Source organism: Pseudomonas juntendi, assembly GCF_021560075.1.
Lineage (GTDB): Bacteria > Pseudomonadota > Gammaproteobacteria > Pseudomonadales > Pseudomonadaceae > Aquipseudomonas > Aquipseudomonas juntendi.
Map to the genome: position 1 here is coordinate 2,913,764 of NZ_CP091088.1, position 13,551 is coordinate 2,927,314.

At 64.2% G+C, this 13,551-nt stretch carries 9 protein-coding genes and 2 pseudogenes; 9 read left to right on the plus strand and 2 right to left on the minus strand.

Going from position 1 to position 13,551, the window contains the following annotated elements:
* Window positions 1-61: 61 nt before the first annotated feature.
* Entirely contained in the window at window positions 62-1,237 is a 1,176-nt protein-coding gene (locus L1P09_RS13525) for a M20 aminoacylase family protein (RefSeq protein WP_235767738.1), read from the minus strand.
* Window positions 1,238-1,532: 295 nt separating this feature from the next.
* Between L1P09_RS13525 and L1P09_RS13530 the strand changes: the two genes are divergently transcribed.
* On the plus strand, window positions 1,533-3,521 hold the full coding sequence (locus tag L1P09_RS13530) for a TonB-dependent receptor (protein WP_235767739.1): 1,989 nt from the start codon (window positions 1,533-1,535) through the stop codon (window positions 3,519-3,521).
* 55 nt (window positions 3,522-3,576) lie between these two features.
* Here the strand turns inward: L1P09_RS13530 and L1P09_RS13535 are convergent, their stop codons facing one another.
* The gene (locus L1P09_RS13535; RefSeq protein ID WP_009681743.1) at window positions 3,577-4,539 is read right to left on the minus strand and encodes a helix-turn-helix domain-containing protein; all 963 of its coding nucleotides are present in this window, start codon (window positions 4,537-4,539) and stop codon (window positions 3,577-3,579) included.
* Between the two features lie 182 nt (window positions 4,540-4,721).
* On the opposite strand from L1P09_RS13535, the pseudogene L1P09_RS26360 reads away from it, so the two are divergent.
* The 8 genes and pseudogenes from L1P09_RS26360 to icmH all read left to right on the plus strand — a co-directional run.
* Window positions 4,722-4,967, plus strand: a pseudogene (locus L1P09_RS26360) (methyltransferase family protein); the annotation flags it as partial.
* A gap of 85 nt (window positions 4,968-5,052) precedes the next feature.
* Window positions 5,053-5,274 (plus strand): annotated as a pseudogene (locus L1P09_RS13545) (type VI secretion system baseplate subunit TssE); the annotation flags it as partial.
* Entirely contained in the window at window positions 5,274-7,094 is a 1,821-nt protein-coding gene (gene tssF, locus L1P09_RS13550) for a type VI secretion system baseplate subunit TssF (RefSeq protein ID WP_182368102.1), read from the plus strand. The pseudogene L1P09_RS13545 and the gene tssF, both read left to right, overlap by 1 nt.
* Window positions 7,058-8,128, plus strand: a complete 1,071-nt coding sequence (tssG, locus tag L1P09_RS13555) for a type VI secretion system baseplate subunit TssG (protein ID WP_009686740.1) — start codon at window positions 7,058-7,060, stop codon at window positions 8,126-8,128. The genes tssF and tssG overlap by 37 nt, the downstream gene beginning before the upstream one ends.
* Window positions 8,125-10,722, plus strand: coding sequence for a type VI secretion system ATPase TssH (gene tssH / locus L1P09_RS13560; RefSeq protein ID WP_235767741.1), 2,598 nt, complete (start codon window positions 8,125-8,127; stop codon window positions 10,720-10,722). The genes tssG and tssH overlap by 4 nt, the downstream gene beginning before the upstream one ends.
* Before the next feature lie 25 nt (window positions 10,723-10,747).
* A complete protein-coding gene (gene tssJ, locus L1P09_RS13565; RefSeq protein WP_192440127.1) occupies window positions 10,748-11,470 on the plus strand; it encodes a type VI secretion system lipoprotein TssJ in 723 nt (240 codons plus the stop codon).
* The gene (gene tssK / locus L1P09_RS13570; RefSeq protein ID WP_009686737.1) at window positions 11,467-12,810 is read left to right on the plus strand and encodes a type VI secretion system baseplate subunit TssK; all 1,344 of its coding nucleotides are present in this window, start codon (window positions 11,467-11,469) and stop codon (window positions 12,808-12,810) included. Before tssJ ends, tssK begins: the two co-directional genes overlap by 4 nt.
* Complete coding sequence (icmH, locus tag L1P09_RS13575) at window positions 12,807-13,523, plus strand: type IVB secretion system protein IcmH/DotU (RefSeq protein WP_054904740.1); 717 nt, start codon at window positions 12,807-12,809, stop codon at window positions 13,521-13,523. Before tssK ends, icmH begins: the two co-directional genes overlap by 4 nt.
* Window positions 13,524-13,551 lie beyond the last annotated feature (28 nt).

The window sequence follows — 13,551 nt, forward strand, 5'->3', positions numbered from 1 at the left end:
TGGGTGATCGCCCGGGCACGGTCGCACCCGGGTTCCAGCGGCAGTCGGTAAAACGGCAGGATCAGGCAGGTGCTAGCCAGCGCTCTGCCAGCGCGCCCCAGTAGGCAGCGCCGGTCAGCAGGATGTCGTCGTTGAAGTCGTAGCCGGGGTTGTGCACCATCGGCCCCGCGACGCCGTTGCCGATGAACAGGTAGGCCCCCGGGCAGCGTTGCAGCATCCAGGCAAAATCCTCACTGCCCATCAGCTTGCGGGTGTTGGTATCCACCGCGTCGGCGCCCAGCAACTCCACGGCTACCTGGGTGGCGAAGGCGTTTTCTGCCGGGTGGTTGATCAGCACGGGGTACGCCGGGCGGTGCTCGATGCTGGCGCGGCAGCCGAAGCTTTCAGCCTGGTGGGTGATGATCGCCCGCACCCGCTGCAGGGTCTGCGCCCGTACTTCAGCATCCAGCGCCCGCAGGCTCAGGCGCAGCAGTGCCTGTTGCGGGATCACATTGGCCGCTTCGCCGGCCTGCAGGGCCCCCACCGTCACCACCGCTGCCTCCTGGGCATCGATATTGCGCGCCACCACCGTTTGCAATGCCATCACCACACTGGCGGCGGCGACCAGCGGGTCGACGGTCAGGTGCGGCATGGAGCCGTGGCCCCCCACGCCGTCCAGGGTCACGGTGAGCAGATCTTGCGAAGCCATCATCGGCCCTTCCCGCAAGCCCAGCTGCCCCGCGGGCAACCCTGGCATGTTGTGCATGCCGAACAATGCATCGCAGGGAAAACGCGTCAGCAAGCCATCGGCCAGCATCGCCTCGGCACCACCCTGCCCCTCTTCCGCCGGCTGGAATATCAGCGTCAGTGTGCCGTCGAACTGCCGGGTGGCGGCCAGGTAACGGGCGGCACCGAGCAGCATGGTGGTATGCCCATCGTGGCCGCAGGCGTGCATGCAGCCCTGGTGCTGGCTGCTGTAGGCGGCACCGGTGGTCTCATGAATGGGCAACGCGTCCATGTCGGCACGCAAGCCCAGGCGGCGCTGGCTGCTGCCATTGCGCAGCACGCCCACCACGCCGGTCTTGCCGATGCCGGTGTGCACCTCGTAGCCCCATTGTTCCAGGTGGCGGGCGACCAGCGCTGAGGTGCGGTTTTCTTCGAAGCCCAGTTCCGGGTGGGCGTGAATATCATGGCGGATCGCGTGCAAGTCGCTGGCCACATCGTTCAGCCAGGCCAGGATGTGCTGATGTCGGGACATGTGCAGTCTCCTTGTGCGGGTGGTTTCCCGTTCTTGTTGTTCGCCTTGAGGTCACGACGGGTGAGGCAGGTCGTGCTGGCTGCCAGCTAAACCTGGCCTGCCGTGGCACACAACCGAAACTGGTTTCATGCTGCGGAACAAAAGCCTGGTGCTGGTGGTGCTCCATCCGCGGCCACGCATAGGAAACCGTCGCTGGCGCATAGGTTACAGACGCGAATGATTCTCGGTCAGGCGCTACAATGCCGGCCGTTGCGTGCCCGTGCGGGGTGCGCGTTGCCAACATCGAGGAACGGGCATGGCCAGAACAACGCTGGTGGGGGTTTTCACAGGGCTGGTGGTCGCAGGCGGTATGACGCCGACGAGCGCGAGCGAACGGCTGGTGCTGGAAGACACGGTGGTGGCCAGCGACAAGCTTGAACAAGCCCGCGACCAGTTGCCTGCCAGCCTCTCGGTGATCGACGCCCGGACCCTGCAGAGCACACCGGTGGACTCGCTGGAACAACTGGTGCGGCGCACCCCGGGGTTCACCTTCCAGCCCTTTGGCCAGTCGGGTACGCAACTGCCGGTGGTGCGCGGCCTGACCTCCAATGCCACGGCCTTCTCCAACTCGCTGCTGATGCTGGTCGACGGCGTGCCGGTGTTGCGCGGCCAAGGCTTCGACAATGACCTGGTGGGCGTCGAGCGCGTGGAGATCCTGCGCGGTCCGCAATCGGCACTGTACGGTCGCAACGCCGAGGCCGGCGTGCTCAGCGTGTTCACGCGCCAGCCGGGCGACGCCGACTACGCCCGGGTGGAAACCGGGCTGGGCAGCCGTGACAAGCGCCTGGTCAGCGCCGACCTGAGCACCGCGCTGATAGAAGGCACCCTGTATGCAGGTGCCGCTGGCCAATGGACAAGCCAGGACGGCTACCTGGACGACGACTTCGCCGGTGGCAAAACCGACGACCGCGAGCGCCAGAGCGGCCGCCTGACCCTGCGCTGGACGCCGGATGCGCTCACCGACGCGACCCTGCGCTACAGCACCCTGAAATACCGCGACCAGGCCGCCCAATGGGGCAGCCGCACGGGCCCCGACCGGGCAGTGAATTCCGGGCTGGCCGGGCGTAACCATTCCAGCGGCGACACCTGGTCGCTGGACCTGCGCCGGCAACTGGGCGGCGACCTGGAACTGCGCTCGATCACCGCACGCAGCGTGTTCGACGACCGTCTACGCCAGGACACCGACTTCCAGCCAAGCGACCTCATGCACCTGGCCCGCGACTACCACTTCGAAACCCTGAGCCAGGAACTGCGCCTAAGTGGCAGCCACGGGCAAGGCCGCTGGCTGCTGGGCGCGTACGCCGACCGTGAAGACCACGACCTGGATTACCAGCAGAAACTGCCGATGGGGCTCAGCCGTACCCAGGCCGGCCTGGGTGGCAATACCGCCGCGCTTTTCGGCCAATGGCTGCAGCCGCTGGCCGGGGCCTGGTCGTTGACCTTGGGTGGCCGCTATGAGTACGCACGTGCCTGGATCGACCCGGCAGGCAACCGCAACCAGTCCGACAGCTGGCAGCACTTCACCCCCAAGGTGGCATTGCAGTATGCGCTGAGCGACGATGCCCAGGCCTACGTCAGCTACAGCCAGGGCATGCGTGCGGGCGGCTTCAATGCCTTCGCCAGCAGCGCCGGCAACCCGGCGTACGACCCGGAGCAGGTGCGCAGCCTTGAGTTGGGCCTGAAGGGCCTGACCGCGGACCAGCGCCTGCGCTACTCGGCGGCGCTGTACCGCATGCAGGTGCGTGACATGCAGGTGCAGCAACTGGTGCAGCAGGGGCTGGTGTACATCACCAATGCGGCGGCGGCGACCTCCACCGGCCTGGACCTGGACCTGGAATACCTGCTGGGCGAACGCTGGACCCTCACTGCGGCGCTGGGGCTGAACCGCACACGCTTCGAGCGGTTCCGCGAGGGGAGCAACGACTACGAGGATAACCGCAACCCGTTCGCCCCGGACTTCACCGGCCACCTGGGCCTGCGTTACGACGCCGATGCCGGCTGGTACGTACAGGGCGCGCTGAGTGCGGTGGGCAAGGTGTATCTGGACGCTGCCAATACCTATCGGCGCCCCGGCTACGGCCTGGTGGACCTGAGCGCTGGCTACCGCTTCGGGCAGTACACCGTCAGCACCTACGTCGACAACCTGCTGGACAAGCGCTACGACGCCCAGGGATTGCTCAATGGCGCTGTGACCGTGTACAGCCCGCCACGCGAGGTGGGGATGAGGGTCAGCTTCGAGCTGTAGCGGTGGCGCGCCGCTGCGACCCTCGCCATGGCCTGCAGCGGCGCCCTGACCGGGCTCAGCGCTTGCGCCCGAAGATCGACTTCGGTGACCGGCCAAAATAGCGGGTGAACGCCACGGTGAAGTTGTTCGGGTATTTGTACCCCACCTGCCACGCCGCCTGCGCCACCTGTTGCCCGGCCTCCAGCAAGGTCATGGCCTTGCGCATGCGCAACTCCAGCAGCATGCGTGCCGGTGTGGTGTCGAACAGGTAACGGAACCCCTCCTTGAGCTTGTGTTCGTTCATGCCCACCGCCGTGGCCAGGTAATCCACGGTCAACGGCTTGTCCAGTTGCTCGCACAACAGGTTGCGCGCCCGCTCGATACGCTGCACGTCGCTGGTACTCAAGGCCGCAGCGGTGCTGGGCGGCGGCGCCAGCAGGTTGAACTGCTCGGCCAGCAGGCTGAGGGTATGGATATGCAGGTCCAGCCGGTGGGCCGGGTCCAGACCGCCCGGTTGCAGGTAGCGCACCAGCGCGGCGGCATGGGCTTGGGCGGCCTGGGAGCTGGGCCGGAAATCCAGGCGGTGCAACCGGCCGCTGCCCAGCACTTCAGTGGCGCGTGCCTCGCCCACGTACTTGCACAGCGTCGCGTGGTCGATCACCACGCGCAGTTGCGAAGCGGTTTCATTGGCCTGGTAACGGCGCTCGCCAGGCGTGGCACGGAAGGCGGTGATGGTGGTGTGCCCCGCCTCGAACGCCAGGCTGCTGCCGTCCTGGCCGATGAAGCCGGATTTTCCCTGCAGCCCCACCGTCACCACCATCACGTGGCCGTCATGCGGCCCGCAGGTCTCCTCCACCAGCGGGCGTGTGGGGTGGTAATGCAGGCGCCCCAGCGACAGGCCTTGCTCCAGTTGCAGCAGGTCGGTGTGGCACTGCCCGTAGGCTTCGTCCAGTTGCAGGCGCAGGCGCCCGTCGGCGCTCAGCGAACGGTGCCGGGGCTGGTCCAGGCCCAGGCGGCAGGTGGCGTTGCTCGTGTTCATGAAGACATCCCTGAGGATCTGCGGCCGTCGCACCGCATAGAAACGGCTCCGGCTCGCATATTTTATGTGAATGATTCTTATTTAATATATACCACCCTTTGAGCTGATTCGGCCATGCCCCGTTTCGTTCCTTATCCGTGGGCCCGCAACGGCCACACACGCGACAACTACAGGAAGTTACCGTGACCCGACTTGCACCCCGCCCCCGCGACCTGCACCCCACCGCCACCCACCCCTTGCAAGCCTGTTGGGACCTGCAACTGGGAGGGCTGGCGGCCGACGCCTTGCAACTGGCGCTGGCACACGGCCTGTTCGATCACCTGCAGCAATACCTCGCCCCCGCCCAGGTGGCGCAGGCCCTGGACTGGCATGCCGAGAGCACCGACTACTTCCTCGAACTGCTGTGGAGCCTGGACCTGCTCGAACGCCATGCTCAGCGCCCGGCGCGCTACCGCAATAACCCGCTGGCCGACCGCCACCTGCGCAGCGACGCGGTCCAGTACTGCGGCGCACGATCGCCGCCTGATCCAGCAGCAGCTGGAGCGGGCGATCAGCACCGGCGACCGGCGCTTTCGCCGGGTGCGGGTTCAGCTGTTGGCCCAGCAGAACGGCCACCGCATGTTGATCTTCCGGGTAGACGCTGTATTGCGTCTGCAGGATATCAGCCGCCAGGTGTCATTCGACGCCGTGCTGCAGGTCAACACCCAGGAATACAAAGTACAGAACCTCAACTGATGCTCGACGAACTGCTGCCCTACTACGAAAAGGAACTGTCGCACCTGCGCTTCCTCGGCCAGGAGTTTGCCGCGCAGTACCCGAAAATTGCTTCGCGGCTACTGATCGAGGGCGACAACTGCGAAGACCCGCATACCGAGCGCCTGATCGAGGCGTTTTCGTTCCTTTCCGCGCGGGTGCATAAAAAACTCGATGACGAGTTTCCGGAAATCGTCGAGTCCTTCCTTGAGGTGCTGTACCCGCATTACCTGCGCCCAACCCCGTCGATGTCGATCGCCGAGCTGAGCCTGGGCAAGCACGAGAAGGTGACCGAAGCCTACCGCGTGGCGCGCCATACCGAGATGCATGCCAACGCCGTTGAGGGCGTGGTGTGTAAATTCCGCACTTGCTACCCGGTTGAGTTATGGCCGATTGTCGTGCAGAAGGCCACGTTCGCCGAAATGGAGCGCTCCGCTTTCAACGGCCACAGCGCCGACCTGGTCGCCCGCCTGAGCATCGATCTGGCCGCCACCGGCGACGCCCTGTTCGGGCAAATGCAAATCGACCGCCTGCGCTTCTTCCTCGACGGTGAAGCAACGCTGATGCTGCATTTGTACGAGCTGCTGTTCAACAACCTCGCCAAAGCGACCCTGAGCTTCCACGACCAAGGCCGCAGGCGCGAAATCGTGCTGCCAGCAGGTGCCCTGAGCGCTGTAGGTTATGGGCGTGACGAAGGCCTGGTGGACTATTCCGAACGCTCGTTCCTCGGCTACCGGCTGTTGCACGAGTATTTCACCTTCCCAGACAAGTTCATGTTCTTCGACCTCGGCGGGTTCGCTCGCCCCCTGAATGGTCAGGCCGTGGAACAGGTACAGGTCAATTTCTATTTCAGCGACTACGACCTGGGCGACCGCCTGGCGCGGCTGAGCCAGAACATCGGGCGCAACAACTTCAAGCTCAACTGCACGCCAATCATCAACTTGTTCCGGCAACAGGCCGAGCCGATCAAGCTTACCCATACGCGGCACGAGTACCCGGTCACCCCCGACACCCGCCTGCACAATGCCGCAGAAGTGGTGTCGATCGATCGGGTACGGCGCGTGCGCAAACTGGGTGGCATAGACCAGGTCGCCACCTGCCAGGCATTCTTCGAGCCGCGTGGCGAGCAAGACCCGCACACCAGCTTCTGGATCGCCCGCCGTCGCAACCAAGGCGATGCCACAGCGATGAGCATCCGCGTGGTCGACCGCGACCTGGAGCTGATAGACGCCAGCAGCGATACCCTCAGCATCAGCCTTACCTGCAGCAACCGCGATGTGCCGCTGATGCTGCCTTTCGGTGGTGAACGCGGTGATTTCAACATCCCGGCCAACTCGGTGATCAAGGACATCCGCTGCCTGCGCAAGCCCACCGCCACCATGCGTGTGCCACTGGGCAAAGGCCTTATCTGGCGGCTTATTGCGCACCTGTCGCTCAACCACCTGTCGCTGGTAAGCCAGGGCCGCGAAGTACTGCTCGAGTTGCTGTCGCTCTACAACTACCGCAACGTCTCGGCCATTCGTAAACAAATCAACGGCATCAAGGCTATCGCCAGCGAACCGGTGGTTGCGCGTATCGGCCACCCGCGGCCGAACTTCGTGCGCGGTGTGGGTATCACCCTGACGCTGGACGAAAGCCAGTTCACCGGCAGCGGTGTGTTCCTGTTCGGCATGGTGCTGGACCATTTCTTCGGCCAGTACTGTTCGATGAACAGCTTCACCCAACTGACGCTGCGTACCCAACAACGAGAAAAGAGAGTCGTCCAATGGCCAGCACGCACTGGCGATCAGCCCCTGGTCTGATCGATCAGGCCCGAGCCGAGCCGCACCGATTCGAATTTTTTCAATTGGTGCGCCTGCTTCGCCTGCACTACAGCCGCACCGGGCGCATGGACCTGGCAACGCGCCCGCACGAAGACCCGCTACGTTTTCGCACCCAGCTGTCCCTGGCGTTCCCGGCGAGCGAAGTCAGCGACTTGCATTTCGAACGCGAGGGCAAGGTTTCGCCTGCCGGCCGGCCGTTGTCGGAGGTCCAGGTGACCTTCATGGGCCTGGTAGGGCCGTCTGGTGTGCTGCCACGCCCGTACACCGAGCTGCTGCTGGAGCGGCACGTACAGTATCGCGACGATGCTGCGCATGCGTTCCTCGACATGTTTTCGCACCGCATGACCACGCTGTTCTACGAAGCCTGGCAAAAGTACAAGTTTCATATCGAACACGAGCGCAACGGCACATCGCGCTTCGACGGCTACCTGCTCAACATGGTGGGGTTCGGGCCCATGGCCCAGCGGCTCAAGTTCGAGCAGCAGCCCACGGCGCTGCGCCGCGAGCTGTTCAGCTACTTTGCCGGCCTGCTCAGCCAGAAGCCGCGCAACGCCCTGAACCTGGAGCGCATGCTCGGCTTCTACTTCGCGCTGCCGATCAAAGTCCGCCAGTTCGCCGGGCGCTGGCTGCGCCTGCAGCCGGAACAATGTACTCAGCTGGGGCGGCGCAATGCCCAGCTGGGCCACAGTGCCGTGGCCGGTAACCGGGTCTGGGACTACCAGTCGTGCATCCGCATCGAGCTCGGCCCGCTTGGCCTGGCCGATTACCAACGGTTCCAGCCCGGCACCGCGTGCTACCGCAAGCTGGTCGAGCTGGTGCGCTTCTACCTGGGTGCCGAGCTGGATTTCGAAATTGCCCCGCGGCTCAAGCCCGAGGCTGTACCACCCGCCCAGCTCGGTCGCACAGGCAACCTTGCCCTGGGCTGGCTGGGCTGGCTCAAACGCCCTGGCCGTGACGCGGAGCCATCGCGTTGCGCCGTCTTCCACATTCCTTACGATGGGGTCGCCTTGTGAACCTGAAGTCTTTGTTCGCCAAGCTCAACGAAACCAGCCGCACGGCGACAGAAAGCGCTGCAGCCCTGTGCCTCTCGGAGCAACACTACGACGTGGAAGTCGAGCACCTGCTGTTGCAGCTGCTCGATGCCGGCGACACTGACCTGGCGCCGATCCTGCGCCACTACGATGTGGTAGCCGAGCGCCTGCAGGCGCAACTGGTAACGGCCCTGGGCACATTCAAGAAAGGCAACACCCGCACCCCGGCTCTGTCGCCACATATCACCCGCATGATCGAACAGGCCTGGCTGCTGGCATCGATCGAGTACGGCGTCGCGCAAGTACGCAGTGCCCATCTGCTGCAAGCCCTGCTGGACGATGCCGAACTGCATCGCGTAGTGGTCGCCTCGGCCCCTGAGCTGGAGAAGATCAACCCAGACGACCTTCGCCTGAACCTTGCCGCCCTGGTCGAGGGCAGCGCCGAATCGCGCCACGCCAGCGCCTTGGCTGGCCCAGCGGCACCGGCCCCTGCCCCGGGCAAGGCTGGCGGCAAGACCCCGGCGCTGGACCAATACACGGTCAACCTTACCCAAAGTGCCCGCGAAGGCCGCATCGACCCCGTGCTTGGGCGCGAATTCGAGGTGCGGCAGATGGTCGACATTCTCACGCGCCGCCGGCAGAACAATCCGATCCTCACCGGTGAGGCCGGGGTGGGCAAAACAGCCGTAGTCGAAGGTCTGGCCCTGCGCATTGCCCAAGGCGACGTGCCGGCCGTGCTCAAGGATGTGGCACTGCATACCCTCGACCTGGGGTTGCTGCAGGCGGGCGCCGGGGTCAAAGGTGAGTTCGAGAACCGCCTCAAGGCAGTGATCGAAGAGGTCAAGCGCAGCCTGCACCCGATCATCCTGTTCATCGATGAAGCCCACACCCTGATCGGCTCCGGTGGCCAGGCGGGGCAAAATGACGCCGCCAACCTGCTCAAGCCTGCACTGGCACGTGGCGAGCTGCGCACCATCGCCGCCACCACCTGGGCCGAGTACAAGAAGTACTTCGAAAAGGACGCAGCCCTCGCCCGCCGCTTCCAGGTGGTCAAGGTCGAAGAGCCGGATGAAGACAAAGCCATCCACATGCTGCGCGGCCTGCTAGGCAAAATGCGCGAACACCACAAGGTGGCGGTCATGGACGAAGCGCTGGTGCAGGCAGTGCGCCTGTCCAACCGCTACATCACCGGCCGCCAGCTGCCAGACAAAGCTGTCAGCGTGCTCGACACCGCCTGCGCACGCATCGCCTTGGCGCAAACCTCGCAGCCTGGCGCACTGGAAGACTGCCGTCGGCAGATCGACAACCTGCAAGCTGAAATCAGCGTGCTGGGCGACGAAGCCGGCAAAGGCCACGATCATGCCCGCCGCCTCGGCGAACTGCAGGCTGCCTTGCAAGCCGCGCAGTTGCAGGAACAGCAACTGAACACCCAGTGGCAACAGGAACTGGCACTGGTCGAACAGCTCAAGGCGCTGAGCGCCGCCAGTGAAGCCGACCCCGCGCAGCTCAATGCCCTGCGCAGCGAACTGGCCCGGGTGCAAGGCGACCAGCCACTGGTGCATGCCTTGGTCGACAGCGGCGCCATCGCCCAGGTCATCAGCGGCTGGACCGGTATTCCGCTAGGCAAGATGCTGCGCGACGAGATCGATACCGTTCAGCGCTTGCCTGAACTGCTGAGCCAGCGCGTACTGGGCCAGGACCATGCCCTGCACGAAATCGGCAAACGCATCAAAATTTCCCGTGCGCGCATGGAAGACCCGAACAAACCGATCGGCGTATTCCTGCTGCTTGGCCCCAGCGGCGTCGGCAAGACCGAAACCGCCCTGGCCCTTGCCGACACCCTGTATGGCGGTGAACGCAACCTGATCACCATCAACATGTCCGAGTACCAGGAAGCGCATACGGTATCCAGCCTCAAAGGCTCACCACCGGGCTATGTCGGCTACGGCGAAGGCGGCGTGCTGACGGAGGCGGTGCGCCGCAAACCGTACAGCGTGGTACTGCTGGACGAGGTGGAAAAGGCTCACCCCGATGTACTTGAACTGTTCTTCCAGGTGTTCGACAAAGGGGTGCTGGACGACGGTGAAGGCCGCGAGATCAATTTCCGCAACACGGTGATCATCCTCACCTCCAACACCGGCACCGAGCACATCATGCACACCTGCCTGAATGCCGAGCAGCAGCCCACCCCCGCAGCCATCATCGAAGGCCTGCGCGGTGAGCTGAACCAGGTATTCAAGCCAGCTTTCCTTGGCCGCCTGAGCATCGTGCCGTTCTACCCGGTGCAGGACCAGGTGCTGGAGCGCATCGTCGCGCTCAAGCTCGAGCGCATCGCCAAGCGCTTCGCGCGCAACCACCAGGCCGAACTGAGCTACGAACCGGCGTTGGTGAAGGCCATCGCCGCACGCTGCACCGAAGTCGATAGCGGTGCGCGCAACATCGACAACATTCTGTCCCAGACCCTGATGCCAGAGCTCGCCCAGCGCGTGCTAGAGCGCATGGCCCAGGGCACGCCCATCGAGCGCCTGGTCATCGAGCTGGGCAGCGATGGCGATTTCGCCTATCGCCTGGCCTGACCCGCACCCGGAGGTTTTTGCCGTCATGTACCACAAGCACACTACCCTCAAACGCTTGACTGCCCTTGCCCTGCTGTTGGCAATGGCCGGCTGCGGGGTTACCGACCGCATCGGCAAGCGCATGGAAGACAGCTGGGCGGCCGACATGCTGGCCGACAGCGAAAAAGTCATTCTGACCTCTGATGGCGGCAACCAGCTCAACCCGGATGACGACGGCAAACCGCTGTCGGTGGTGATGCGCGTGTACCAGCTGACCGACCTCGAGCGCTTCGCCGCCAGCGATGCCGAAACCCTGTGGGCTACCCCGCAGAAAGCCCTGGGCAACACCCTGGTGGAGGCACGCGAGATCACCCTGCTACCGGGCATTGGCCAGATCGACCAATGGCCGCTGGCCAAGAGCGCCCGGTATGTCGGCGTGGCAGCGTTTTTCCGCGACGAGCAGGATGCCCGCTGGAAAGTCGCCTTCGACGCCGACTCGCTGCGCAAGGACGGGATCTGGTTCTCATCGGACGGCCTGCGCGTACTGGTGGACAAGACCGAGATCCATGCCATGCGCGGTGTGGACGTATTGAACAAGCCGCCGACCGCCGAGCAGCAGGCCGCCGCCGAGCGCGCCAGGCAAGCCGCGCCTGGCCTCACCGACAAGGTGCGGGACGCCGCGCTCGACAAGGCCAGCGATATGGCTGGCAAATCAGCACAAAACGCCGTCGACAATTCCTTCAACTCTTTCGTGGATAGCGTCAAATGAGCAAGCAGAGCCGGGTGATGTGGTCGGAAGGCATGTTCCTGCTGCCCCAGCACTTTCAGTATCAGGACGAGTTTCACCAACATCAGTTGGCCGAAGCGACCCTGCGCAGCACCCCCTTCCATTGGGGTGTACAGGCGCTGCAAGTGGACGAGGACGCCCTGAGCAACGGTTCGCTGCAACTCAAGCGCCTTAAGCTGGTATTCCCCGATGGCAGCCTGTACGACGCGCCGCAGCACGACCCACTGCCGGCCGCGCGTGACCTCAAAGATCTGCTCAAGGCCAACGACCTCAAGGTGTACGCTGCCCTGAAGCTGCCTGAGCCGTTCGGCCTCAATTACGTCGAAGACGGCCAGGAACACAAGGCAGCGCGGCGCTATCGCAAACAGTTCGACACCCTGCCCGACCTCAACGAAGGCGAGCTGGAGAACGAGATCACCAGCCTGCGCCTGAACGTCGTGCTGCTGGTCGACGGCGATAGCCTCGATGGCTATAGCTACTGCCCACTGGCCAAGCTGACCCGCAACAGCATGGGCGGTTTCAATCTGGACCCGCATTTCGTCCACCCTACCCTGCACCTGGGTTGCCACGAAACCCTGGCCGGCATTGGCAAGCGCCTGCTCGGCGCCTTGCAGGCCAAAAGCAAGGCACTGTCTGGCCGGCGCCGCGAACGCGCCGACCAGATCGCCGAGTTCGGCTCCAGCGATGTCACCTTGTTCTGGCTGCTGAACACCGTCAACCGGGCGCACCCGCAACTGGCCCACCTGCTGGCCCACCCACGCCTGCACCCAGAGCGCCTGTACCTGTTCCTTGCCGACCTTGCCGGTGGCCTGCTGACCTTCACCCTCGACACTCAACTGGCCGACATCCCCGAGTACGACCACCACGACCCAGCCGCATCGCTGGTCAAGCTGGACGAGATGATCAGGGTGATGCTGGACAACGTCGTGCCCAACCAGTGCATCGTCATCAACCTCACCCAGACCAAACCGTCGTATTGGCAAGGGCAGTTGCACGACCCGCGCCTGGTCGAGGCCGACTTCTACGTGTCGGTCCATGCCGACATGCCCGGTGCCAGCTTGCTGGAACTGGTGCCGCGGGCCTTCAAGATCGGCTCGCCCGAAGACATCGAGGTGGTGGTCAACAGTGCCATGCCCGGCGTTACCCTCAACCACGCCGCGCGGCTCCCCAACGCGATCCCGGTGCGCCTGGACAATCAGTACTTCGCCATCGAGCCGCATGGCCAGGTGTATGAGCGAATGATGAACGCCCAGACCATCTGCTTCTACGCGCCCAGCGCCTTTACCAACCTCAAGCTTGAACTGATGGCGGTGCTCAAATGACCGAAGCCGTACTGCAACAGGGCGCTACCGTGCCCACCCCTGCCAAACCGTCGCTCAAGGACCTGGTGCAAGACTTCATCAGCATGGCGCTGATCGTGCGCCGTGGCCGCCAGGTCACTTCGGTGCAGGCCTTCGAAGGAAGTGTCGAACGCTTCTTCGCCAACCTTGAACGTGACGCCCGTGCCGCCAACTACAGCGCCGAACAGGTCAAGGACACCCAGTACGCGCTTTGCGCCTTCCTGGATGAAAGCGTGTTGCGCGCTGGCGACAACGCGTTGCGCCAGCACTTCGAGCTGCAACCCTTGCAGTTCCGCTATTTCGGCGTGCACCTGGCGGGTGAAGGCTTTTTCGAAAAGGTCGAGGCTCTGCGGGGCGATGTCAAACAGAACCTCGATGTGCTCGAGGTTTATCACCTGTGCCTGGCGCTTGGCTTCGAGGGCAAGTTCAGCCTTGGCCAGAAAGACCAGCTGCGTTACCTGGCCAACACCCTCGGCCAGGACATCGCCCGCTACCGCAAGGCACCCAAGGCCTTGTCACCGGACTGGGCACTGCCGGACCAGGTGTCGCAGATGCTGCGCCACGAAGTGCCGCTGTGGGTGTACCTGGCGCTGATCGCGCTGGTTTGCGTCGCCGTGTACCTGACCCTTGACTGGTTGCTGGACAAGGACGTCGCCGCCCTCTCCGAACAAATCCGCCAGCTGTTCAGTGCCTGAGTGCACCTCAGGTAGCCGAGTCAGGAAG